The organism is Herbaspirillum lusitanum, from assembly GCF_026127345.1.
GTDB classification, from domain to species: domain Bacteria; phylum Pseudomonadota; class Gammaproteobacteria; order Burkholderiales; family Burkholderiaceae_D; genus Herbaspirillum; species Herbaspirillum lusitanum.
Map to the genome: position 1 here is coordinate 719,106 of NZ_QXFG01000008.1, position 23,982 is coordinate 743,087.

The window sequence follows — 23,982 nt, forward strand, 5'->3', positions numbered from 1 at the left end:
CGCAAGCAGTTATCCGCACTTCAGGCCGGTTCGGCGTCCGACCCGGAACCGGCAACCCGATGACCGAGCACCGCAACGGCAGGTTCGTCCGGCGCTGCCAGCGTGCTGCGGATCAATTCTTCCACCACATCGATATCGACCGGCTTGACCAGGTGATGGTCGAAGCCCGCCCGCAGCGAACGCAGCTTGTCGCTGGCCTGGCCGTAGCCGGTCAGCGCGATCAGGCTGATGCCTTCCAGATGCGGCATGGCGCGCAAATGACCGGCGACTTCATAACCATCCATGATCGGCAGGCCGATATCGAGCAAGGCGATGCGCGGCGTGAAATCCTTGACGATGTCCAGCGCCGACGGCCCGTCATAGGCGATGCGGATTTCGTGACCTTGCATGGTCAGCAACTCACCGAGGATTTGCGCAGCGTCGAGATTGTCGTCGACGATCAGGATGGGGCAGCCTTCTTCCAGCGGTTGCAGCCCGAGCAAATTGTCGGGCGTCAGCGGCAGCAGGATAGGCGTGGCGTCGCTGAGCACGGCCGGCAGTTTGATCGTGAAGACGCTGCCTGTGCCGGGACCGGCGCTGAACACATGTACCGTACCGCCGTGCAATTCGGTCAGACTGCGCACGATCGCCAGGCCAAGGCCGAGGCCGCCGCCGGCGCGGTCGATGGCCTGGGTTTCCTGAGCGAACATTTCGAATACATGCGGCAGCATGTCGGCGCGAATGCCGATGCCGTTGTCGCGGATCTCCACGACGATCTGGTTGTTGTCGAGCATCGCGTCGACACGGATGTGGCCGCGGTTCTCGGTGTACTTGCAGGCATTGGTCAGCAGGTTGGCCAGCACCTGGGTCAGCCGCTCCGGATCGGCGTGCACCTGCAGGCCTTGCGCCGGGACGTTGACGGTCAGGCGGTGCTGGCGCTCTTCCAGCAAAGGACTGGCGGTTTCGATGGCCTTGGAAATGATGTCGGCGATCTCGAGCTTCTTTTTTTGCAGGTTGATTTTTCCCTGCGCCACGCGCGACACGTCCAGCAAATCGTCCACCAGCCGCACCAGATGGCGGGCCTGGCGCTCGATCACGCTGCATTCCTTCTCCATGCCGCCACCGCCGCGCAGGCGCATCAGATGCACCGCGGTCAGGATCGGCGTGAGCGGATTGCGCAGTTCATGGCCGAGCATGGCGAGGAATTCGTCCTTGGTGCGATTGGCGATTTCGGCAGTCTGGCGCGCGCGCGTCAGCTCGGTGACTTCAAAGGCCACCACCGCGATGCCCTCGATGCTGCCGTCGGTCTTGAGCATGGGTTGGTAGACGAAATCGAAGAAGCGTTCGTCCACCTCACCGGGGCTGCGGCGCAGCCTCACACCCATCGAGCGTCCGATGTAGGGCTCGGCGGTGCGATACACGTTGTCGAGCAGGTCCAGCACCGTTTGGCCTTCCAGTTCGGGCAGCGATTCGCGCACGCTGCGGCCGATGATGGGCCGGTTGCCGACCAGTTCCTGGTAAGGCGCATTGGCCAGTTCGAAGACATGATTGGGGCCGCGCGTGATGGCGATGGCGACCGGCGCCTGGGCAAAGATCGTGGCCATGCGGTCGGCATGGCGCTTTTCCATGGCGCGGATCTGGGAGCGCAGCAGCATGGATTCGATACGGGCGATCAGCTCGCGGCTGGAGAACGGCTTCACCAGATAATCGTCGGCGCCGGCGGTCAGGCCTTCCAGGCGCGCCTCTTCACCGGAACGCGCCGACAGCAGGAAGAACGGGATGTCCTTGCTGGCGTCGTTGCTGCGCAGCGCGGCCAGCAGGCCGAAGCCGTCGAGCTGCGGCATCATGACGTCGGACAGGATCAGGTCGGGCGGATTGGCGCGTACCGACTCCAGCGCTTCGACACCGTTGCCGACTGCTTCGACGCGCCAGTGCGACTGCAGCAGGTTGGACAGGTATTCGCGCATGTCGGCGTTATCGTCGGCGACCAGGATGCGTGCGCTCGCCGACAGCACCTGGTTGGCGCGATTGCGCTCGGCTGTTGCCGCGTCTTCCGGTTCTGCGGGATTGCCGTTCCTGGCGCCGCTCCAGCGGTCCGCTTCGGCGGCATAGGCGTCGCCCAGCGGGCTCAGGCTGGAATTGACCGGGCCAAGCGATTCCACCACGCGCTCGGACGGCAAGTGAGCGCGGCCGCTCGGGATGGTCAGCGTGAACGAGGAACCCAGCTCAAGGTCACTGTCGACGCCGATGGCGCCGCCTAGCAGCGTGACCAGATCACGCACCAGCGCCAGGCCGATGCCGGAACCTTCATGGGTGCGCGATTGCGACCCTTCGATGCGGTGGAAGCGCTTGAACACCAGCGGCAATTGGTCGCTGGCGATGCCGACGCCGGTATCGCTGACGGTCAGGCGGATATGGTCGCCGTGACCTCTGAGGCGGACGCTGATCTTGCCGGCGAAGGTGAATTTGAAGGCGTTCGAGAGCAGGTTGAGAACGATCTTTTCCCACATGCTCGGGTCGACGTAGGTCTCTTCGGCGAGCGGCGGGCAATCCACCTCGAACGTCAAGCCGGCGCCCTCGATGGTGGAGCGGAAAGTGCTGGCAAGGTCGGCGGTGAACGCCGCCAGGTCGATCTGTACGTAAGAGGCTTGCGTGCGGCCTGCCTGGGTGCGTGAAAAATCGAGCAGTGCGTTGACCAGCCGCTGCAGGCGCAGAGCATTGCGCCGGAGCATTTGGGCCCGCTCCTGCTGGGCCGGCGGCAGGCCATGTTCCTTGTCGGCGATCATATCGTCGAGCGGCCCCAGCATCAATGTGAGCGGCGTGCGAAATTCGTGGCTGACGTTGCTGAAGAACGTGGTCTTGGCCTGGTCCAACTCCGCCAGCAGGTCGGCGCGCTGCTTTTCGGCTTCGACCGAACGGGCATTCTGGATCGCCATGCCGACCTGGCCCGCCAACAGATTGAAGAAGGTCGCATAGTCCTCATCCAGCGGCCGGGTCGGATTGACGCCGCAGATCAGCACCCCAAGCGGATGTTCCTGCCCCGGCGTCTGCAGCGGCAACATCACCGCCTGGCGCAGCGGCTGATCGGCCGGGCCGAGCGGCAACGTGTCGAGGCCGCTGACGTCGACCACGGTTTTTCCGCCCGCGCCCAGCGCTTGCGCGAATGGCCAGAACGTCGGGGTGGCCTTGGCGTCATTGCCAACATGGCTAACAGCCGTGGTGTCAACGTCCATGCGTCCAAGGTCCACGTGTCCAACGTCGGCGCTATCGGGGACGACCAGGCTCAGGGGCAGGATATGCACGCTTTGTTCCAGCCGGACCTGACGGCGGTCGCAGTCCGTCAAATACAGCAGCGCAAACGGGATGTCATCGGGATTCTGCGCCAGGATCGCCGCGGCGGTGGCGGCTGCGCCGCTGGCGGTTTTTTCGACCAGCGCTCGTTGCGCGAGCTCGGACAAGGTGCGCAGGCGGCGCGCGTTGAGATGCTTGGAAGTCATTTCCGCGTTGGTGCAGAACAAGCCTCCGACCTTTCCCGACTCATCCCGGATCGGGCTATAGGAAAAGGAGAAATAGTTTTCCTCCAGGCCGGAGTCGCGGTTCATGAAGAGCCGGATATCGTCCACCAGCGTCGCCTCGGCGTGCTGGAACACTTTGTCGGCCAGCGGTCCGCAGATATCCCAGATCTCCGCCCACACTTCGGTCACCGGACGGCCGAGCGCCCACGGGTGCTTGGATTCGCTGAGGACGGCGATGTAGGCGTCGTTGTAGAAGAAGGTCGCTTCTTCGCCCCAGCCCAGCCACATCGGCTGGCGTGAATTGATCATCAGGCTGATGGACGTCTTCAGGCTTTGCGGCCAGTTGTCGATCGGCCCGAGCGGAGAGGCGGACCAGTCGTGGTCCAGGATCAGTTGTCCGAGGGTGCCGGTGCCCTGGAGGAAACTGTATGGCGTGGATGCGGCGTCAAGCTTCATATGCAGCCTCTGTATTCACCTTGGTGAAGCGTATTTTTGGATTTTGGGTAGTGAATCTGTTGACCTCAGGAATCGGTCTCCGGCCGGACAACGCGTGCGCAAAAGGGTACGGACGGCAGAGGATTTCTTCGCCTGCCAATGTTACGAAGAAATGGAAAAAAAGTGGCGTTCGCCGCGAGCGCGGCAAACTTTCTTACCGGGGATTCAGTGTTTGTCCTACGCCAAACGTTGTCATTTCTCATCTTGAGCAGCCGGGCGGCGTGCTCCTCGCTTTCCACGCCTTCGGCGATGACCTTGCCTCGATCTTCCGCGCGCAGGCAGACCACGATCGTGTTGCCGAAAATGTTTTACTATCTGAAAAGCAATAATCCCCGCATACGCACAGCCCCTACGGAGACACCATGCCTGAGCTTCCCGATTACAACGACGTGGTCGCCGCCGCCGCCCACATCGCCGGTCACGCACACAAGACGCCTGTGTTGACATCGCGTACGGCCGATGCCGAGATCGGCGCGCAGGTTTTTTTCAAGTGTGAAAACTTCCAGCGCATGGGCGCGTTCAAGTTCCGCGGCGCCATGAATGCGTTGGCGCGCTTCACGCCGGAGCAGCGCAACGACGGCGTGGTGACGTTTTCATCCGGCAACCATGCGCAGGCCATCGCGCTGGCGGCGCATGAGCTCGGCATGCCGGCCACCATCGTGATGCCGGAAGATGCGCCCGAAGCCAAGGTGGCTGCTACGCGCGGATACGGCGGCAAGGTGGTGCGCTTCAATCGCTACACTGAAAACCGCGAAGAGATTTGCGCGGCGCTGGCCGAGAAGCACGGCCTGACCATGATTCCGCCCTACGATCACCCCGACGTGATCAGCGGGCAGGGCACCGCCGCCAAGGAACTGTTCGAAGAAACCGGGCCGCTGGATGCATTGTTCGTCTGCCTCGGCGGCGGCGGACTGCTGTCTGGCTCGCTGCTGGCGGCCAAGGCCCTGTCGCCCGATTGCCAGACCTACGGCGTCGAGCCGGAGGCCGGCGACGACGCGCTGCAATCGCTGCGCGCCGGCAAGATCATTCACATCGATACACCCAAGACCATCGCCGACGGCGCCCAGACCCAGCACGTCGGTCATTACACTTTCGAGATCATCCGCCGCGACGTGGCCGACATTTTGACCGTCAGCGACGACGAGTTGGTGGCGTGCATGCGCTTTTACGCGGAGCGCATGAAGATGATCGTAGAACCGACCGGCTGCCTCAGCTTCGCCGCGGTGCGAAAGATGAAAGACCAGCTCAAGGGCAAGCGCATCGGCGTGATCGTCAGCGGCGGCAATGTCGACCTCGCCAAACTGTCGGGCTACTTTGCCGCGGCCTGAACCGTTTTACACTCTCCTTTCACACTCTTTATCCGACATCAGGGAAACAACCACAATGAGCAACACCAACGACACCGCATTGCGCACGCTATATCCGCCCATCGCGCCGTATGAGAGCGGCATGCTCGACGTCGGCGACGGCCACAGCGTGTACTGGGAAACCTGCGGCAATCCCAAGGGTAAGCCGGTGGTGTTCCTGCACGGCGGTCCGGGCGGCGGCTGCGGCCCGTCGCACCGGCAACTGTTCAATCCGGAGAAATACCGCATCGTGCTGTTCGACCAGCGCGGTTGCGGCCGCTCGCAGCCGCACGCCAATCTCGACGCCAACACCACCTGGGACCTGGTGGCCGACATCGAACGCTTGCGCGTGCTGCTGGGCGTCGACAAATGGCAGGTGTTCGGCGGCTCATGGGGCAGCACGCTGGCGCTGGCTTATGCCGAGACGCATCCCGAGCGCGTCACCGAACTGGTGTTGCGCGGCATCTTCCTGCTGCGTCAGTCGGAGCTGGACTGGTATTACCAGGAAGGCGCATCATGGCTGGCGCCGGATCGCTGGGATGAATTTCTGGCGCCGATTCCGGAAGCCGAGCGCGGCGACCTCATGAGCGCCTATCGCAAGCGGCTGGTCGGCGACGACGAGGCCGCCAAGCTGGAGGCGGCGCGCACCTGGAGCCGTTGGGAAGCCAGCACCGTGACGCTGGTGCCCGATGAAGGCATGATCGCCGGTTTCAGCGACGCGCACTTTGCGCTCGCGTTCGCGCGCATCGAGAACCACTATTTCGTCCATCACGGGTTCATGGAAGAAGGCCAGTTGCTGGCCAATGCCGGCCGCCTCAAGGGTATTCCGGGTGTGATCGTGCAAGGCCGCTACGACATCGTGACGCCGGCCAAGTCGGCATGGGATCTGCACAAGGCCTGGCCGGATTCGACCTTGCATCTGGTCGGCAGCGCCGGCCATGCGTACAACGAGCCGGGCATCCTTGATCAGTTGATTCGTGCCACCGACGGTTTCGCCGACTAGTCCGAGCGCGTCTTGTGCGAGACGACTTCGTCGATCAGGCCGTATTCTTTGGCGCGTTCGGATGACATGAAGTTGTCGCGCTCAAGGTCGCCGGCGATGCGCTCCATCGTCTGGCCGGTGTGCCGGGCCAAAATACTGTTGAGACGTTCTCGCAGATAGAGGATTTCGCGCGCCTGGATTTCCACGTCGGTCGCGGTGCCCTGCGAGCCGCCGGAGGGCTGGTGCACCATGATGCGGGAATTGGGCAAGGCCAGTCGTTTGCCGGGCGCGCCGGCCGCCAGCAGGATGGCGCCCATGCTGGCCGCGAAGCCGGTGCACAGTGTCGACACCTGCGGCCGGATGAACTGCATGGTGTCGTAGATCGCAAGCCCGGCATAGACCACGCCGCCCGGTGAATTGATATAGAGTGAAATATCCTTGTCCGGATCCTCCGATTCGAGAAACAGCAATTGCGCCACGATCAGGTTGGCCGATTGGTCGGTGACCGGCCCGACCAGGAAAATGATGCGTTCGCGCAGCAGCCTTGAGTAGATGTCGTAGGCGCGTTCCGACCGTCCCGATTGCTCGACGACCGTGGGAACCAGGTCCAGAGCGCGAGGTGAAAATGCAGGCATGGCGTGTCCTTTTTCGTGAAATGTGGGTGTAAGGACATGACGGCCGCCGCACGCCGCGCGTGACGAAATGAAAATATTTTTCGCCGGCTGTCACGTTTTCGCCGCCCCGGACGTCAACAAGGGAGGCAGTAGCTCAGCGCTGCAAACATGGAGAGACCAATGACAAGAAGCCCGATCAGCGCCACCGCCACGTTCGAAGCCGCGCGGCGACGGCTACTGTCGATCGCTTACCGCATGCTGGGCAGCGTGGCGGAGGCGGAAGACGTCGTTCAGGAAACCTGGATCCGCTGGCACGAAGCACAGGACCTGTCGCTGACAACGCCGGTAGCCTGGCTCACTACCGTTGCCAGCCGGCTGGCGATTGACCGTCTGCGGCATTTGCAGCACCAGCGCGCCACCACCGCCGTGCCCTGGCTGCCGGAGCCGTGGATGGACGAGCATGCGCCGTCGCCCGAAGATGCTGTATCGATGCTGTCGGATCTGTCGTATGGCGTGCTGCTGATGCTGGAGCGCCTGAGCCCGGACGAGCGCGCGGCCTTGCTATTGCATGAAGTGTTTGATTGTCAGTACGAGGAAATCGCACGCACGCTGGACAAGACGCCGGTGCATTGCCGTCAGTTGGTGCGCCGGGCGAAGGAGCGCGTGCAATCGGACCGGGTGCGCAGGATTGCAGACGAGCAGGTTTGCCGCGAGACGGCGCAGGAATTTGTCGCGGCGATCTGTCGCCAGGACAAACAGGCGATGCTGCAGCTGCTGGCGCCGGATGCCGTGGTGATGGGCAATGGTGCAGCCGCTGCGCAGGCTGCAAGCAGTTTTGTCAGCGGCATCATGTCGATGGAGTTGTCCGGGACGAACATCGCCTGCGTCGGCATCAATGGCGGATGGGGCGCGACATTCCTGCAGTATGGAAAAATCGCGCTCGCACTCAGCTTCGACATGGAGGGGCCGGCAATCCGCACGATTTATGCAATTGCCGGTGTTGCCGGAATTTCCGATATGGGCCGGCATGGACATGGTTGTCCGCCGGCCGTTTTGCAGTTACTTCAAGAAGCCGTCACGGCAATGGATTAGCAAGAAGCGCCGTGCACACTCGCTTGCTTTGCCGGATCATAAGCGCTTGCTTGCGGCTTTTTTATTATCGACATGACAATAATCACTAGCAACGAAGTGCCTGGACTGATCACGGCGGAAGACGGAAAAGACTATTGCGCCTGGCATGCGGCCATGCCGGAGTACCACGGCAGCGAGTGGGGCCGGCCGGTGGCCGACGACGTGCGTCTGTTCGAGAAGATTTGCCTGGAAGGGTTCCAGTCAGGCCTGGCGTGGATCACCATCTTGCGCAAGCGCGAGAATTTCCGCGCCGCGTTCGACGGCTTCGATTTCCACCGGGTGGCGCGGTATACCGAACCGGACATCGGACGCCTGCTCGGCGACGCCGGCATCATCCGCAACCGCGCCAAGATCGTCTCGGCCATCAACAACGCTCGCCGCGCCATCGAACTGGTGGAGGAGGCCGGCTCGCTGGCTGCCTGGTTCTGGCAATTCGAGCCGGCCGCCAAAGACCGACCCAAGGTGCTCACGCTGGATTACTGGCAAGCCAATCCCACCTCGGAAGCCTCGGTGGCATTGTCGAAGGCCCTCAAGAAGCGCGGCTGGACCTTCGTCGGCCCGACCACCATCTACGCCTTCATGCAGGCCATGGGCCTGGTCAACGACCACCTGACCGGCTGCGCCTGCCGCAAGACCGTGGAGGCGGAGCGCAAGGCGTTCAGGCGGCCGGGTTGAGCAATCAGATCCCGCCCATGCACAGGTACTTGATGACCAGGTAACCGTCGATGCCGTAGTGCGAACCTTCGCGCCCCATGCCCGATTGCTTGACGCCGCCGAATGGTGCGACTTCGTTGGAGATCAGGCCGGTGTTGATGCCGACGATGCCGCTTTCCAGACCTTCGGCGACGCGCCAGATGCGGCCGATGTCGCGCGAATAGAAATAGCTGGCCAGCCCGAACTCGGTATCGTTGGCCAGGGCCAGCACCTCATCATCGGTCTTGAAGCGGAACAGCGGCGCCATCGGGCCGAAGGTTTCTTCGCGCGCGATCTTCATGTCGGCGGTGACGTCGGCGATTACAGTGGGTTCAAAGAAGCTGTGTCCGAGCGCGTGGCGCTTGCCGCCCAGCAGCACGCGGCCGCCCTTGGCCTGGGCGTCGGCGACGTGCTGCTCGACTTTCTGCACCGCCTTCTCGTCGATCAGCGGACCTTGCGTGACGCCGCTGTCGACGCCATTGCCGACTTTCAGTTGCGCCACCGCCGCAACCAGCTTATCGGCGAACTTGTCGTAGACGCCGTCCTGCACGTAAATGCGGTTGGCGCAGACGCAAGTCTGTCCGGTGTTGCGGAATTTGGAGGCGATTGCGCCTTCCACTGCCGCATCGAGATCGGCGTCGTCGAACACGATGAAGGGCGCGTTGCCACCCAGTTCCAGCGATACTTTCTTGATGGTCGCCGCGCACTGTTGCATGAGCAACTTGCCGGTCTCGGTCGAACCGGTGAAGCTCAGCTTGCGCACGACCGGGTTGCCGGTCATCTCGGCGCCGATGACCTTGGACGAGCCGGTCACCACGCTGAACACGCCGGCCGGCACGCCTGCGCGTTCAGCCAGGACCGCCAGCGCCAGCGCGGAAAACGGTGTCGCCTGCGCCGGCTTGAGCACCATCGGACAACCTGCCGCCAGCGCCGGACCGGCCTTGCGCGTGATCATCGCCGCCGGAAAATTCCACGGCGTGATCGCCGCGCAGACGCCGATCGGTTCCTTGATCACGACGATGCGGTTGCCGGGCACGGGCGAGGGAATGGTGTCGCCGTAAGTGCGCTTGGCTTCTTCGCCGAACCATTCGATGAACGAGGCCGCATAGGCGATTTCGCCTTTGGATTCGGCCAGCGGTTTGCCTTGTTCTGCCGTCATGATCAGCGCCAGGTCATCGGCGTTGGCCAGCATCAGGTCGTTCCATTTGCGCAGGATGGCGGCGCGTTCCCGGGGGGTTTTCTTGCGCCAGGCCGGCCATGCCGCCTGTGCTGCTTCAATCGCGCGCCGGGTTTCGTCCGTGCCCATGTCGGGCACCGTGCCGAGCTCGTCGCCGGTGGCCGGATTGTTGACGGCATGCGTGCCGCCGCCGTCGGCGTTGCACCAGGCGCCATTGATGTAGGCCTGCTGGCGCAGCAGGGATGGATCCTTGAGTTGCAGCATTGATAACTCCTGTCCGTTGAAAAGCGCTGCCGCAATCAGATGTCTGCAGCAGATATTCTTTTTGATCGGATCCACCCAAAAGGTTCGGAGGTTATCTGCACTCGTCGGTGACGGACTTGAGCTTGACGCCGTATGCGCCAAGAGATGGGATAGTCAGCAAGCCGTCTCGTCGTTTTTCCGGATTCTGCCGCCCTGAAGAGGAGGCCGGACAAGATAAACAGGACCTGGATCAAGCAAAAACGCTGCGATACCAGGCGAGGGCGCGGCCGAGAAAGCCATCGGCTTCTTCTTCAAACAGATAGGGCTTCCTGGTGCGCAGGCGGTCGAGGATTTCTTTCTCATCTTTTTCCTTAACCGTGCCGTAGGCGATGCCGAGCGTCAACAGCGTGCGCAGCGAGCCCAGCTTTTCCCTGGCGACCGAACCGCGTGCATGTTCGACAGCGATCTTGGCGTCGTGCAGCTGCTGCGCCCACGAGCGCGACAGACGCCATGCCGGCGTCTTCAATGCTTCTTCGGCTTTGGCGATGCTGATGGCAGCCGATTTGATTTGCGCGGCGAGGACGTCGATCTGCGATTCGTCGCCCTTGGCTTGCTTGACGATCGAGGTGGCCCAGGCTTTCGACGCCGCGGTCAGCTCATCAACCGACCAGTCATGCCGCACGGCGATGTGGAAACCGTAGTTGGACGCTTGCGAGATCAGGATTGCGACAACATCCGGAAAATCCTTGTCGAGCGCGCGTTTGGCCCAGGCGTACTGGCCCGACAGCATCAGATGCTGAACGGCGGCTTCGGTAAGGAAGGTGGTGTTGTCGGAGAGTTTCGCCAGCATGAAGCTTTCGAAGCTCGGCGAGACGAATCCCGAGTCGCACTTCAGCGAGAGACGATTGAAGTTCTTGTAGTCGCGATCGAGCGAATCATAGACTTCATCTTTGAGATTGAGATTGAGTTTTTTCATATTGTTCCCCGGGAGCTCTGGCGTGTTGTCGGATCGACATGCATGTCGCCGACCGGCACGGAAATTTTAATCGCAAATCAGTCGCTGCATGGAATCTGCAGCGGCAAGGCGTTGGTGCATGAGAGCGCATGAGGGGTTAACGGCAGCAATCGGGAAAACTTTTCCTGCGGCAACGATAAACCCGGGAGGCACAAATGCACCGGTGCTGCATCATCAGTCGATCAGCCACCCGATCGTCGCTGCCATCGTCGTCGGGTCGCTATTCCAAACTGGCGCAAAAGTGGCTGTACAGCTGAACTGCCGCCGTTGCACCATCAAAAATGCCGATTGGTCTGTAGCGCAAACGTGCTACAGCGCAGCGGCGCAAGCGGATTGACTTATCGGGGCCGGACATGGAGACTGATCGTCACCTTGCCGGCACCGACGTGACAGGCCGAGGCGGGCAGGGGAGCATATATCACCGGACAAAAATCGCATCAAGAGAAAGGGCTGTCGGCGCAAATGGATGCTTCAATCCGTGTTTGCCGCAACGGCGTCGCACGCAACATGGTTTCGTCCAGCAGAGGTCGGCAATGGTGTACGCGCAAGTGCAAGGGCTGCTCTTGCTGTGCACATACGCTGAGCAAATGATCGTTACCCATCGACAGCAGAAAAAACTGCCACGCAGATGGTTGCGCCACCAACTGCGTCTGCAAGCTTACCCGTCCCTCTGTCCCCAGGTCCATGCTGAACTGGTCCAGAGGAATGGACAGCCCCATGCTACGCGCCTTGATCCACGACTCTTTCAAGGTCCAGTATTCAAAAAAGCGCTGTTGACGCTGCGCAAATGGCTGGGCATTCAGCCCGGCCACTTCGTCAGGAGAAAAAAAACTGTTGGCCACATCCAGCGGAGCCGTGCGGATGGCAATGTTTTCCGTGTCCACCCCCATGTCCTGGGCAGCACTGACGGCCATGACCACCAGTCCGGCGGTGTGCGACAGATTGAAACAAAGATGTTGTGCGACGTCTTGCACTACTTGAGGGCGACCGTGGCTACCGGCAACAAATTCCCACGCCGCCGGCGCCAGCGCGGCATAGCGCGAGAGCACGCTGCGCACCAGCGCACGGGTGATGACAAATTTCTTGCGGTCACGCTCGAAATAGAAACGCGACGCACGCTCGCGTTCTTCGGGACTGAGCAAAGATTGCCGGTACAAATGCAAATCGTCGTCGCTGATGCTGTCGGTAAAACAGCACCACAGATCAATTTGATGCGGTAAAACGGAAATCTTCCCGATGGCACTCATCGAGTGCACTCCACCATCAGACGGTGAAAGTTCTGGAGACAGGTGATTCATTTAATCGCGCCGTCCGTGAGGCTGAAGCGTTGTTCGTATGCTAATGGCGGAATGGCTTTCATCGTGGTGCGTCGATCCGCTGCAATGCTTCTTGAAAATGTGAGATGCACGGTATAGTCATCGGAAAAGTGGATGCTACCATGACCGCTAACGCAGGCCAGACGCCTATGCCATGAATATTTCCGCGAGCGGAAGGCCGGTAGAACCATCCAGTTTTCGCGTATAGGGCCATAAGAAATAGTCCAAGCCCGTTTTAACAAAAAAAAGGGGGAAGGGAATCGCTGGTCATCCACGTCTTTTCCAAGTTAAGCAGGCATCTTCCGCACAAGGTGGATGCCTGCCTGCGCTCCTGCCAATAAGGTTGGCATTTGCGCATTACATATAACGACAGCTTGTAGAAAAACATCACATGACATTTCGATTTGCACGTCTGGTAGCGGGCTCCGTGCTTGCCACCGCCGCCGGCGCCGCCTGGTCGGTCGACCCACCGGCACCGGGCTCGCTCCGTTTCGAGATCAACCGTTTTGCCATCGCCGGCAACACGTTGCTGCCGGCGGCAGACGTCGATGCGGCGGTTGCGCCGTTCACCGGCAAGGATCGCGATTTTTCCGATGTGAAGGGTGCACTTGTCGCGCTGAAAGCGGTGTATCAGGCACACGGTTATGTGCTGGTGCGCATCGACTTGCCCGAACAAGAATTGAATAATGGTGTGGTCGTGTTGAATGTGGTGCAAACCAGAATCGGCAATGTCGCGATCGAGGGTAACAAGAGTTTCACCGATACGAATATTCGCAACAGCTTGCCGGGTCTGCAAGAAGGTGAAGCTCCCGATCTGAACAAGATTTCAAAAAGCCTGAAATTGGCGAATGAAAATCCCGCCAAAAAGACGGTCATGAAGATAAAGCCGGGAGCAGCAGCTGATGAAGTCGATGCAAGCTTGGCCGTGACCGAAGAATCCGTCTGGCTGACGACGCTCAATCTCGACAACTCAGGCACGGAACAGGTTGGCAGAACCTATGCCGGCGTGGTTTTGCAAAATGCCAATATGTTCGGTCGTGATCACGTCATGACGTTGCAGTACACCACCACGCTCGAGCATTCGGGCGATGTTGCCGTCTATGGCTTCGGTTATCACGTGCCTTTGTATGCGCTCGGTGATTCGCTGGATTTTTTTGCAAGCCACTCCGATGTGAATGCGGGAACGGTAACCGCAGGGATTCTCGACATCGCCGTCAGTGGCAAGGGTTCGATGTACGGCGCGCGCTATAACCAGAACCTGACGACCGTCGGCAGCTACGAGTCAAAGCTGGTCTACGGCATCGATTACAAGGAAGTCCGCAACAGCATGCAGACGCTCGGGATTGAACTGGGTAATGATGTCACCGTGCACCCGCTCAGCGTCGGCTATGTCGGCAATTGGTCAATGCAGAATGGCGTTGCAAATTGGGGCGCGACCTTGTCGCATAACGTTGCGGGCGGCGCCAAGGGGCGCCAACAGGACTTCGACGCCGCGCGCGTGGGCGCAAAAGCCGATTACACCGCGCTGCGCTTTGCAGCGAGCACCACGCAGGGGTTGCCGCAAGAATGGCTGGCCCGGGCGATCGTCAATGGTCAATACACAAGGGATGCGCTGATTGCGGGCGAACAGTATGGCGCCGGTGGCGCGAGTTCGGTTCGCGGTTTTCAAGAGCGCGAAGTGTCCAATGATTCCGGCGTGACAGCCAATGTTGAAATCTACTCACCGCCTTTGTGCCGCAACACCGATTGGCAATGCCGGGTGCTGGCGTTTTATGACACGGCCTATCTGACGCGCAATCGTGCGTTGCCGGGAGAGTTCCGCAGCATGGCGATCAGCAGCATCGGTGTCGGCGTGCGTCTGCAGTTGCGCAACAACGTCAGCTTGCAGATGGATTACGGCCATGTTTTGCGTGCGGAAGCGACGGTAACGCAAAGAGGCGATGGACGTTTGCACGCACGTCTCGGCTTGTCTTTCTGAGGACATGATGAAAACTACCCCAATGAATATGCACCGCAAATCCATGATGCCTTTTTTCCTGCGAATCCGCGTCCCGCAACTCAGACTTTTGCCGTTCCTGATTGCGGCGGGCATTGGCCCGGCCGCGGCCGCGCCTGGCACTCCCACGATAGTGAACGGGCAGGTGACGTTTTCTCAGAACGGCAACATCTTTTCGATTACCAACAGTCCGAACGCGATTATCAATTGGGGCAGTTTCTCCATTGCGCAGAGCGAGATCGTTCGCTTTATTCAACAGAACGCCAATAGCGCCGTGTTGAATCGGGTCACGGGGCAAGATCCAAGCGTCATCATGGGCGCATTGCAATCCAATGGCCGCGTCTATCTGATCAATCCGAACGGCATTCTGTTCGGTGCGGGCGCGCAAGTGAACGTCAACGGCCTGATCGCATCGACGCTGGATATCGCGAATGCAGATTTTATCGCTGGTAAAAACAAATTCTTCGCCGGTGCGACGGCGGGCAGCGTCGTCAACGCCGGCGAAATTACGACACCCTCCGGCGGCAAGGTTTTTCTGATTGCGCCGGATGTGACCAATAGCGGCCTCATCACTTCGCCGCAAGGTGAAGTCGTGTTGGCGGCGGGACATAGCGTGCAACTGGCGGATTCCTCCAATCCGGCGATGCAGGTGGTTGTATCGTCGCCAAGCGATCGTGCAATCAACATCGGCCAGGTCATCGCGGAAGGCGGCAAGATCGGTATCTACGGCGCGATGATCAATCAGCGCGGCATACTCAATGCCAACAGTGCGCAGGTTGGCGAGACCGGCAAGATCATCCTCAAGGCCAGCGGCGATACGCTGCTTGAGGCGGGCAGCGTGACCAGCGCCACCGGCGCAGGGCAGGGCGGCGAAGTATCGGTGCTGGGGGAGCGCGTGGCATTGACCGGCGACGCGCGTATTGACGCCAGCGGACAAACCGGCGGCGGTACCGTACTGGTTGGCGGCGATTACCAGGGCAAGAACGCGGCGGTGCAAAACGCCCGGCAGACCGTAGTTGGCCCCGATGCCAGCATCAGTGCAGATGCAATCGCGCGCGGCGACGGCGGCAAGATCGTGGTCTGGGCCGACGGCGCCACCTCGATGGCGGGGCGTCTGTCGGCGCGCGGCGGCGCGGCCGGCGGCAACGGCGGTGTCGCGGAAGCGTCCGGCAAGCAATTCCTCGATTTCCGCGGCACGGTCGACCTGCGCGCGTCCAATGGCAAAAGAGGAACCCTGCTGCTGGATCCGAACAATATTCGAATCGAAACCGGCAGCGATACCTTCATCGGCCAGAATGGCGGCAATCCCTTCGAGTTCGAGGGCTTCAGCACGCCGGCGGTGCTGACGCCGCTGACGCTAACAAACCAGCTGGCCTTGTCGGACGTCAGCGTCCTCACCAATACCGGATCGATCACCGTGATGAGCGTGGTCAATTGGGCCAACTCCAGCGAGCTGACGCTGTCGGCCGCCACCGGCATCGCGATCAATGCGCAGATGAGCAACAACGGCGGCGGCAAATTGGCGCTGTATACGATCGGCGGCGACATTACCCAGACCGCGTCGATCTCCGTGCCGACGCTGGCGGCGATCGCCAATAGCGGCAGTGTGACCTTGACCCATAACGGCAACACCGTCGGCACCCTGGCCGGTGCCGGCGCTACCGGCTTTTCCTACCACGACGCCGATGCGCTGACGATCGGCACGGTGTCGGGCGGCGTGATCACGACCCAGAGCGGCATCACCTCCAGCAGCGGCGACATCAACATCGCGACCGGCGTCGGCGGCGTCAGCGGCGGCCTTGCCATTGACGGGCCGCTGTCGGCGCCGTCGGGTGTCCTCAATTTGCGTGAATACATGGGCGATATCACCCAGAGCGCCCGGCTGAGCGCGCCGGCGGCGGTGATCATTGCCGACCAGGGCGCGGTCACGCTCAACAATACGTCCAACTCGATGGCGGAACTGTCCGGTTACAGCAATGGGCCGTCGGGTTTCAGTTTCGTCAATGCCGGCGCCCTCACGGTCGGCACGGTCGCCGGCTCGAATGGCGTGGTCAGTTTCGGCGCCGCGCCTGTGAGCCTGACGGCGCTGACCGGCGACCTGACGATCGCGAACACGACTTACGGCGTCATGGCGGGATCCTCCGGCACCTCGGCGCTGTCGTTGAACGCGAGCAACGGACAGGTGCTGGGCAGCGGCATCGTCAAGGGCGGCAATGTCACGATCAACTCTGCCACCGGCATCAACCTGGCCGGCGCGCAAAACCAGATCGGCACGCTGAACGCCAGCGTCACCGGCAGCGGCGACGTCACCCTGGTCAACAACAAGGCCTTGTCGATTGCCTCGGTCAGCACCGGCGCGGCCAATGCCGCGATCAATATCTCCACCACTGCCGGGTCCGCCTTCGGCATCGAAGTGGCCGGAGCAATCAGCACCGGCAGCACCGGCTCAGTCACGCTCAACGCAGGCGGCAGCGGGGCGATTACCCGCGTCGGCAGCGGGAGTGTCATCAGGACCAACACCCTAAACCTGCAAAACACCAGCAGCGGCGCCATCGGCACATTGGGCTCGTCATTGTTGACCGCTGCCGTTGGCGGCGGCAACACCAATTTGCTTGTCGGCGCATCAAGTGCGGGGGCGTCCTCGTTGTATCTCGACCAGACCGGAGCGATGACACTGAACGCGGGCTCGCACTACGGCGCCAATTCGCCGGTCAGCATCAGCGCCAGCAGCGACCTTACGCTCTCCGGCAACCTGAACACGGGTAGCGCCGCCTTGACGCTCAACAGCGGCGGTAACCTGGCCAGCGACAACAGCTCCATCATCACCGGCGGCAACGTGAATTTGTCGGCCACGCAGAACATCGCAGTCGGCACCGTGGCCTCCACGACCGGCAACGTCACCATGACAGCCCAGCAGGCGCTGACCGCGCGCGGCGTCAGCACCAGCGCGCTCAACGCCGGCAATGTCACGCTGACGGCCAACGGCGGCGACATGATACTGGGCGCCGACAGCGGAATCGACGCGCGCTCCAACGCGGCCGGCGCCAACGGCGCCGTGTCACTCAGCAGCGCCGGTGCGATCCAGATGCTGGCCGGCCGCGTCATCAAGGCCGGCGCGCTCGACATGAAGGCTGCCAACGGTATTTACGGCAGCACCAACGCCGCTGCGCTCGACATCGTGACCGATGCCGTACAGGCGAAAAACACGGGAGCGGGACCGATACGGTTGGCCAATAGCGGCACCAATCTGTCGGTAGGCGGCGCCAGCAACTATGGTATTCAGCAGCAGGGCGCCGGTAACGTTTCTCTTGAGAACGCAGGCGGCTACACAACCACGATCAACAAGGCCGTCACCACCGCCGGCGGCAACATCACGATCGACGGATCGGGCGCGCTGGCGCTCTTGAGCGGCGTAAGCACCGCGGGCGGTAATGTGGCGCTGACGGTCGCCGGCAACGCCACTAGCGAGCTGGGCATCTTCCAGTCCATCAACGCCGGCGGCGGCGGCAACGTCGCGTTGATCTCATCCGGCGCCGTCTACGGCGGCACCGGCACCAACGACGTCACCGCAGGCACGCTCAGCATCACGGCCAACGGTACCTCCACGCGCGGCGCCGGCATCGGCGCCATCGATGGCAGCGGCGGCTTGCATACCACGGTGTCGCGCATCGCTGCACTGACGGCGCCAATGGCCGGCATCCGTGTCACGAGCCTGTCGGACCTTGTCGTCGGCCCTGCCGCAGCAACGGCGGGCAACGTCGTGACCACCACCGGCCCGCTGGCGTTGGCCACGGTCAGCGGCCATGCGTTGACCATCAACGGCGATATTGCCGCGACCGGCAATATCGATCTGACGGCCGGCTCCGCCGGTTCCGGAAATACCGCGGACAAGATTGCGTTCGCGCAAAACGTCACCTCCAGCGGAGGCGCGATCACAATCAACGCTAACGGCGTCACAGGCGCGCATGTGCCGACCGGCGTCAATGTCGCCTCGAACCTGTATGTCGCACCGTCGCCAGTCCCGACACCGGTGCGGTCGCCGGCGCAGCTGCCATCGCAGCCGACCGGGGTGCTTGCGCAAGCGCTTAATACCGCCACCAGCGCGATCAACTCCGTGGCGACGCAGCGGGATTGCGGCGGCGGATCAGCCGCGGCGTCAGGCCCGTCCGGCGAGAGCAAGAGCAAGAGCAAGGAAGTTGATGGACAGATGGGTGGTATCGGCACCAAGAAGAATGGAGCAGGGAATGACCTGCCGCAAAAAGCTGGTTGTACTTGAGGCGGTTAAATGACTGTGTAGGGGGTGCTGAAAGGCGGGGCTGCACTGTTGACGCTGCAAGTCGAAGTGCCAATCGCGGAGACGAGCGAGATTGCCTGCGGACGTCGGGGCCTGACGCAGGCTGCTTGCGCACGGGACTACTATCCCGATTTTTGTAGAGTTTTCATTTGAATAAAATGATGTTTGGTAATGCAACTTATTCGATACTATTATAGGATAACTTCCAAAGCCATTCGCCAAGTCAGAATCGGCAAGAAAGACGAAATCGAACGTAGGAAGGGCTGATGAACACGCCGTGGCGGTCATTGATTGCTGCGCTGCATATCGCGGACATCCATTGGCCTCTTGGCTGTTTGTTGCGGGCCGGAATACGTAAAAAAAAATGAGCATGCGGGCCGATGCCGGAGAACTCAAAATCGACGTAACCAAAAAGCTCTCTTTGAAGTGAATTCGAACAGGCGCTAACGACAAACCGTCAGCTTTATCGGGGACCCGATATAACGATGCCGAGATCAAACAAGCGGGAATCGAAGAACAGATCTGCGCTGGTCAATACCGGCGCTTTCTTCGTTCTGGCCATGCTGTTGTCGATTGGGGTTGCCACCATGGCCTATCGCAGCGTGCGCGTGTTCGAGGCGCGCGCGATCTGGGTGGAACACACGCATACCGTCTTGCAGCGGCTGGAAGAAACCCATTCAACCTTGCGTGACCTGGTCGCCAATGCGCTCGGTTATGCGCTGTCGAGCCGGCATGAGTATCTGCTCGGCTTCGAGTCGGATCGCAACTTGCTGCACCGATCGCTGAGCGGTTTGCGCGCACTGCTGATCGACAATCAAGATCAACTGGATCGTCTGAACGACCTCAGCATCTCCATTGCCCAGCGGATCGAACTGGCGCGTGCCTTGATCGAGGCCGACAAGGAACTGCGCATCGATAACGCCCATGAGCACGGTCGCGACCTGAGCGCAGACATTCGCCGGCAGTTCGTCGCCTTGAAGGACGTCGAGCAGGCGCTGCTGGCCGAGCGCTCGGCCGAGACGCGCGAGAGCATCCGCTGGACCATCCTCGCCATCGTCGGCGGCAGTGTTGTCATCGTCGCCATCCTGATCGCGGTCTATCTGCGGCTCAAGCGCGAAACGCTGCGGCGCTTGGAAGCGCAAGCCAAGACGCAGCTGTATGCGGACGAGATCGAGGATCTGTATAACCGGGCGCCGTGCGGTTACCACTCCATTGATGAAGAAAGCGGCCTGATCGTGCAGATCAATGACACGGAACTGGCCTGGCTTGGGTACATGCGCGAACAGGTAGTCGGCAAGATGACGCAGGCCGATCTGATGACGCCATCCAGCGCGGAACGCTATCGCACCGTGTTGCGGCCGCGGTTCTTGCGCAACGAAGCGATCGACGGCATCGATGCCGATTGTCGGCGCGCCGACGGCACGCATTTTCCCACGTTGATGAGCATCAGCACCGTGCTGCATCCGGACAACGGGCGCGTGATCAGCCGCAATGTGATCCACGACATTTCCGGACGCAAGCAGACCGAAAGGGAAATCGAAGAACTCAATGCCAGCTTGAAGCGCCAGGCTCAGCACCTGAGCAATATCAACAAGGAGCTGGAGAGCTTTTCGTACTCCGTGTCGCATGACTTGCGCGCGCCGCTGCGGGCCATTTCCGGTTACGCGATGATGGTGGAAGAGGATTACGCCGACGCGCTCGACGCCAAAGGCCAGGAACTGCTGCAGGTAATCCGCAGGAACGTCAGCAAGATGGATGCGCTCATCAGCGATCTGCTCAAGCTGTCCAAATCAGCGACCGGCGAACTGACGCTGGGATATTTTTCCATGCGGAAGCAGGTCGAGCAAAGCATTGCCGGCTTGCGCCGCGAGAACGCGGGCGTCGAGTTCATTGTCGATCCGCTGGAGGACGTCATTGCCAATCAGGTTTTGCTTAGCCAGGTATGGGAGAACCTGCTCGGCAATGCCGTCAAATTCAGCAAGAAGGCCGAGCATGCAGTGGTGCGCGTGTCGTCGACCTCGACGCCGGAAGAAGTGATCTATCAGGTGCAGGACAATGGCATCGGCTTCGACATGCGTTACGTGCAAAAGCTGTTCGGCACCTTCCAGCGCCTGCATCGGCAGGAAGACTATGCCGGCGCCGGTATCGGCCTGGCGCTGGTGCAGCGCATCGTGGTCAGGCACGGCGGGCGGGTGTGGGCGGAAAGCCGGTCGGGCGAGGGCGCCAGTTTTTATTTCGCGCTGCCGCGGCAGGGGCAGTAGCGGCAACCGTAGCGGCAGAAGGATATTCATGGCCGGCGTCTGCGGGCGCCGGCCTTAACAACGACAAGGGCGGGAAGCGAGCATGAGCATATGAGTATTCCACTCCGGGTATTGTTTGTCGAAGACATGGAAGAGGACGTGATCCTCATGGTGCGCGAACTCAAGCGCGGCGGCTTCGAGCCGACCTGGCAACGGGTCGACACCGAGCCGGACATGGAGGCGGCCCTGCGCGACAAATGGGATATCGTGATCTCCGATTATTCGATGCCCATGTTCAGCGCCGTCGACGCGCTGGAACTGGTCAAGCGGCAGAACGACCAGATTCCCTTCATCATCGTCTCGGGCGCCATCGGCGAGCAGACCGCCGTCGAGGTCATGAAGGCGGGCGCACAGGATTACTTCCTCAAGAGCGCGATCGCCCGTTTGCCGGTCGCCGTCGAGCGCGAATTGCGCGACGCCCTGGTGCGCCGCAAGCAGCGCGCCGGCGCCGCCGCCTTGCGTGAAATGCAGGCGCGTTTCTACGCCTTCATGAGCGCCGCGCCAATGCCGGCCTGGATCAAGGATGCCGACCTGCGCTACCTCTACGTCAACCCGGCGCAGTCGGCGTTTTTCGGCATGACGCCGGGCGACATGATCGGCCTGAGCGACTTCGACATCATGTCGAGCGGGGCGGCGCAGAACGCCCAGTCCAACGACCGCAAGGTGCTCGACGGCAATCGCGAAATGCATACGCAGGAAACGGTATTCGACGCCGACCACAATCCCAAGATCATGGACATGGTGCGTTTTCCCATCGGCAGCGACGGCAAGATCCTGGCCGCCGGGCTGGCGATGGACGTGACCGAGCGGGTCAATTCGCAAAAGGAACTCGAGCAAGCCATGCAACGCCAGAAGATGCTGGCCAGCCGCGTGATCGAGGTGCAGGAGCGCGAGCGCCAGCATCTGGCGCGCGGCCTGCACGACGACGTCGGCCAGTCGCTCACGGCGCTCAAGATCAATCTGGAGACCATCAAGAAGACCGGTTCGCTGGAAGGGCCGTCGCTGCAGAACGGCATCGACATCGTTGCTGCGGTGTTGTCGCAAGTGCGCAGCCTGTCGCTGGACCTGCGGCCGCCGCAGCTGGATAACCTGGGGTTGATCGCCACCTTGCGTTCGTACGTGGAGAACAAGTCCACGCTGGCCAATGTGAAAGGCTGGTTCGAGAGTTCGCCTTTGACGGTGGAGTTGCATCACGACATTGAGAACACCTGCTTTCGCATCGTGCAGGAAGCGGTCACCAATATCTTGCGCCACGCCCAGGCTGAGAATATCTGGGTCAAGGTCAGCCAGCGCCAGGATCAGCTCAACGTCAGCATTCGCGACGACGGCAAGGGCTTCGACCTGGAAAAGGCGCGCAGCAATGCGATTGCCGGCACCAGTTTCGGTTTGCTGAATATGGAGGAGCGCGCCGTGCTGGTGGGCGGCGCGATGGACATCACCTCCGCGCCCGGCGAGGGGGTGGAGATCGTTTTGCAATTACCTGTGACACCTGTCATGCGAAGGGGATAGAACATGTTGACAAGAATTGTGCTGGCCGACGATCACGCGCTGGTGCGCAGCGGTATCAAATCGCTGCTCATGGCGATGCCCGGCATCGAAGTGGTGGGCGAGGCCGATGACGGCAACGCCGCCATCGAACTCACCGAAAAGCTCAGGCCCGATGTGGTCGTCATGGATATCGCGATGAAGGGCATGAACGGCCTGGAAGCGGTGCGCCGCCTGCGCGCCGACCATCCGGCCACGAAGTTCCTGATGCTGTCGATGTATGGCAGCGAGGAATACGTGATGCAGGCGCTGAACGCCGGCGCCAACGGCTATCTATTCAAGGATTCTGCCGCCTACGAACTGGAGAAGGCGCTGATCGAAGTAATTCAGGGCCGGCAATACCTGGATTCGCACATCTCCAAGGATGCACTCGATCTGTACATGAAGAAAGTGGCGCAGGGCGGCATGCCGGTGGAAGTCTTGACGCCGCGCCAGCGCGAGATCCTGCAACTGATCGCCGAAGGCAACAATACCAAGGAGATCGCCTACCGCCTCAACGTCAGCGCCAAGACCATTGAAACCCATCGGGCCCAGCTCATGGAGCGGCTGGAAATCCGCGACGTGCCCGGGCTGGTGCGTTACGCCATTCGTACCGGTCTGACGACGTCGGATAAATGAAAAAGGAAACAAAAGTCGATAATTAGCCTCATTTAATTGCTGAATTTAAGCGAAATCTAAGGTATATCCTGATATCTTCCGTTGTCGATCATGCCATAATTAATTCACCCGACGTGATACCGCGAATGCAATTTGGCGGTAGGGTCTGCGTCGTTCCAGCCTGCGCTGGTCATAAGCCGACGCAGAAAACTGATGGTGTTCAGGCAATAAAAAATGCAAGAAAGTGATCAGGACATGGAGCAAATGGATATCATGCTGGTGGATGACAGCCCGGAGGTTGCCGAGTTGACTCGGATCGCCTTGGACAGCAAGAAGCTGGCCGACAAGATGACCTGGTTTGCCGACGCCGAAGAGGCTGCGGACTACATGTTTTCGGACAACGGTTTTGTCGCCCGCAAGGATCTGCATCCGCGTCTGATCTTGCTTGACCTGCACCTGCCGCTGATGAGCGGTCACGATTTTCTCAAGATCATCAAATCCAATGTCGCCACCGCGCATATTCCGGTGGTGATGTTTTCGTCCTCGGACGACCAGCGCGACATCGTGCAAAGCTATCAGTTGGGCGCCAACGGCTACCTGATGAAATCGGCCGACCCGCGCGAATTCATCGGCACAGTCGCCGATGCCGGCATGTACTGGATGAACCGTAACAAGGTGGTGCGTTGAGGCCAAGCCTGTCGCATCACTTGCGGAAATAAAAAATGCAGGCCACGGCCTGCATTT

Annotated in this window: 16 protein-coding genes; 11 read left to right on the forward strand and 5 right to left on the reverse strand. The window is 61.0% G+C overall.

The features are described from left to right. Positions 1-20: 20 nt before the first annotated feature. Positions 21-3,950 carry an ATP-binding protein gene (locus DXT88_RS11750; RefSeq protein ID WP_265213580.1) on the reverse strand — a complete coding sequence of 1,310 codons (3,930 nt, stop codon included), beginning with the start codon at positions 3,948-3,950 and terminating at the stop codon, positions 21-23. Here DXT88_RS11750 and DXT88_RS11755 point away from each other — a divergent pair. From DXT88_RS11755 to pip, 3 genes are read left to right on the forward strand one after another with little or no spacing between them, the layout of a single operon-like run. After that, a complete protein-coding gene (locus DXT88_RS11755) occupies positions 3,923-4,318 on the forward strand; it encodes a hypothetical protein (protein WP_265213582.1) in 396 nt (131 codons plus the stop codon). The genes DXT88_RS11750 and DXT88_RS11755 overlap by 28 nt on opposite strands. 33 nt (positions 4,319-4,351) lie before the next feature. Further along, the gene (locus DXT88_RS11760; RefSeq protein WP_265213584.1) at positions 4,352-5,317 is read left to right on the forward strand and encodes a threo-3-hydroxy-L-aspartate ammonia-lyase; all 966 of its coding nucleotides are present in this window, start codon (positions 4,352-4,354) and stop codon (positions 5,315-5,317) included. A gap of 55 nt (positions 5,318-5,372) precedes the next feature. Continuing rightward, positions 5,373-6,338, forward strand: coding sequence for a prolyl aminopeptidase (pip, locus tag DXT88_RS11765; protein ID WP_016832440.1), 966 nt, complete (start codon positions 5,373-5,375; stop codon positions 6,336-6,338). Here pip and clpP read toward each other — a convergent pair. Then, positions 6,335-6,952 (reverse strand): ATP-dependent Clp endopeptidase proteolytic subunit ClpP, encoded by a 618-nt coding sequence (gene clpP / locus DXT88_RS11770; RefSeq protein WP_265213587.1) that lies wholly within the window; start codon positions 6,950-6,952, stop codon positions 6,335-6,337. The two genes, pip and clpP, sit on opposite strands and share 4 nt — an antisense overlap. Before the next feature lie 159 nt (positions 6,953-7,111). On the opposite strand from clpP, the gene DXT88_RS11775 reads away from it, so the two are divergent. Continuing rightward, positions 7,112-8,023, forward strand: coding sequence for a sigma-70 family RNA polymerase sigma factor (locus tag DXT88_RS11775; RefSeq protein WP_265213589.1), 912 nt, complete (start codon positions 7,112-7,114; stop codon positions 8,021-8,023). A 72-nt stretch (positions 8,024-8,095) separates the two neighbouring features. Further along, positions 8,096-8,737, forward strand: coding sequence for a DNA-3-methyladenine glycosylase I (locus DXT88_RS11780; RefSeq protein ID WP_029363027.1), 642 nt, complete (start codon positions 8,096-8,098; stop codon positions 8,735-8,737). A 4-nt stretch (positions 8,738-8,741) separates the two neighbouring features. Here the strand turns inward: DXT88_RS11780 and gabD are convergent, their stop codons facing one another. The 3 genes from gabD to DXT88_RS11795 all read right to left on the reverse strand — a co-directional run bounded on the left by gabD (position 8,742) and on the right by DXT88_RS11795 (position 12,488). Then, positions 8,742-10,196, reverse strand: a complete 1,455-nt coding sequence (gabD, locus tag DXT88_RS11785; protein ID WP_265213591.1) for an NADP-dependent succinate-semialdehyde dehydrogenase — start codon at positions 10,194-10,196, stop codon at positions 8,742-8,744. A gap of 229 nt (positions 10,197-10,425) precedes the next feature. Beyond that, positions 10,426-11,151, reverse strand: a complete 726-nt coding sequence (locus tag DXT88_RS11790; protein ID WP_016835176.1) for a DUF4088 family protein — start codon at positions 11,149-11,151, stop codon at positions 10,426-10,428. Between the two features lie 476 nt (positions 11,152-11,627). Then, entirely contained in the window at positions 11,628-12,488 is an 861-nt protein-coding gene (locus DXT88_RS11795; RefSeq protein WP_265213594.1) for a 4'-phosphopantetheinyl transferase family protein, read from the reverse strand. Positions 12,489-12,897: 409 nt separating this feature from the next. Between DXT88_RS11795 and DXT88_RS11800 the strand changes: the two genes are divergently transcribed. The 6 genes from DXT88_RS11800 to DXT88_RS11825 all read left to right on the forward strand — a co-directional run bounded on the left by DXT88_RS11800 (position 12,898) and on the right by DXT88_RS11825 (position 23,925). Continuing rightward, complete coding sequence (locus DXT88_RS11800) at positions 12,898-14,484, forward strand: ShlB/FhaC/HecB family hemolysin secretion/activation protein (RefSeq protein ID WP_265213596.1); 1,587 nt, start codon at positions 12,898-12,900, stop codon at positions 14,482-14,484. Between the two features lie 46 nt (positions 14,485-14,530). After that, positions 14,531-18,778: a beta strand repeat-containing protein gene (locus DXT88_RS11805; RefSeq protein ID WP_265214146.1), complete on the forward strand. Its 4,248-nt coding sequence runs from the start codon at positions 14,531-14,533 to the stop codon at positions 18,776-18,778. A gap of 503 nt (positions 18,779-19,281) precedes the next feature. Next, positions 19,282-21,057: a sensor histidine kinase gene (locus DXT88_RS11810; protein ID WP_265213598.1), complete on the forward strand. Its 1,776-nt coding sequence runs from the start codon at positions 19,282-19,284 to the stop codon at positions 21,055-21,057. A 90-nt stretch (positions 21,058-21,147) separates the two neighbouring features. Continuing rightward, positions 21,148-22,605, forward strand: coding sequence for a hybrid sensor histidine kinase/response regulator (locus DXT88_RS11815; protein ID WP_265213600.1), 1,458 nt, complete (start codon positions 21,148-21,150; stop codon positions 22,603-22,605). Positions 22,606-22,608: 3 nt separating this feature from the next. Then, positions 22,609-23,259, forward strand: a complete 651-nt coding sequence (locus tag DXT88_RS11820) for a response regulator (RefSeq protein ID WP_029363689.1) — start codon at positions 22,609-22,611, stop codon at positions 23,257-23,259. A gap of 213 nt (positions 23,260-23,472) precedes the next feature. Next, the gene (locus tag DXT88_RS11825; protein ID WP_265213603.1) at positions 23,473-23,925 is read left to right on the forward strand and encodes a response regulator; all 453 of its coding nucleotides are present in this window, start codon (positions 23,473-23,475) and stop codon (positions 23,923-23,925) included. The last annotated feature ends 57 nt before the right edge of the window (positions 23,926-23,982 follow it).

What these genes read in the sequence shown, in the direction of transcription:
- DXT88_RS11760 (WP_265213584.1), top strand. Translation starts at nt 4,352, where the DNA reads ATGCCTGAGCTTCCCGATTACAACGACGTGGTCGCCGCCGCCGCCCAC.
- DXT88_RS11755 (WP_265213582.1), top strand. Translation starts at nt 3,923, where the DNA reads ATGGCGTGGATGCGGCGTCAAGCTTCATATGCAGCCTCTGTATTCACC.
- clpP (WP_265213587.1), bottom strand. Translation starts at nt 6,952, where the DNA reads ATGCCTGCATTTTCACCTCGCGCTCTGGACCTGGTTCCCACGGTCGTC.
- DXT88_RS11750 (WP_265213580.1), bottom strand. Translation starts at nt 3,950, where the DNA reads ATGAAGCTTGACGCCGCATCCACGCCATACAGTTTCCTCCAGGGCACC.
- DXT88_RS11820 (WP_029363689.1), top strand. Translation starts at nt 22,609, where the DNA reads ATGTTGACAAGAATTGTGCTGGCCGACGATCACGCGCTGGTGCGCAGC.
- DXT88_RS11825 (WP_265213603.1), top strand. Translation starts at nt 23,473, where the DNA reads ATGCAAGAAAGTGATCAGGACATGGAGCAAATGGATATCATGCTGGTG.
- DXT88_RS11795 (WP_265213594.1), bottom strand. Translation starts at nt 12,488, where the DNA reads ATGAATCACCTGTCTCCAGAACTTTCACCGTCTGATGGTGGAGTGCAC.
- DXT88_RS11790 (WP_016835176.1), bottom strand. Translation starts at nt 11,151, where the DNA reads ATGAAAAAACTCAATCTCAATCTCAAAGATGAAGTCTATGATTCGCTC.
- DXT88_RS11800 (WP_265213596.1), top strand. Translation starts at nt 12,898, where the DNA reads ATGACATTTCGATTTGCACGTCTGGTAGCGGGCTCCGTGCTTGCCACC.
- gabD (WP_265213591.1), bottom strand. Translation starts at nt 10,196, where the DNA reads ATGCTGCAACTCAAGGATCCATCCCTGCTGCGCCAGCAGGCCTACATC.
- DXT88_RS11780 (WP_029363027.1), top strand. Translation starts at nt 8,096, where the DNA reads ATGACAATAATCACTAGCAACGAAGTGCCTGGACTGATCACGGCGGAA.
- pip (WP_016832440.1), top strand. Translation starts at nt 5,373, where the DNA reads ATGAGCAACACCAACGACACCGCATTGCGCACGCTATATCCGCCCATC.
- DXT88_RS11815 (WP_265213600.1), top strand. Translation starts at nt 21,148, where the DNA reads ATGAGTATTCCACTCCGGGTATTGTTTGTCGAAGACATGGAAGAGGAC.
- DXT88_RS11810 (WP_265213598.1), top strand. Translation starts at nt 19,282, where the DNA reads ATGCCGAGATCAAACAAGCGGGAATCGAAGAACAGATCTGCGCTGGTC.
- DXT88_RS11805 (WP_265214146.1), top strand. Translation starts at nt 14,531, where the DNA reads ATGCCTTTTTTCCTGCGAATCCGCGTCCCGCAACTCAGACTTTTGCCG.
- DXT88_RS11775 (WP_265213589.1), top strand. Translation starts at nt 7,112, where the DNA reads ATGACAAGAAGCCCGATCAGCGCCACCGCCACGTTCGAAGCCGCGCGG.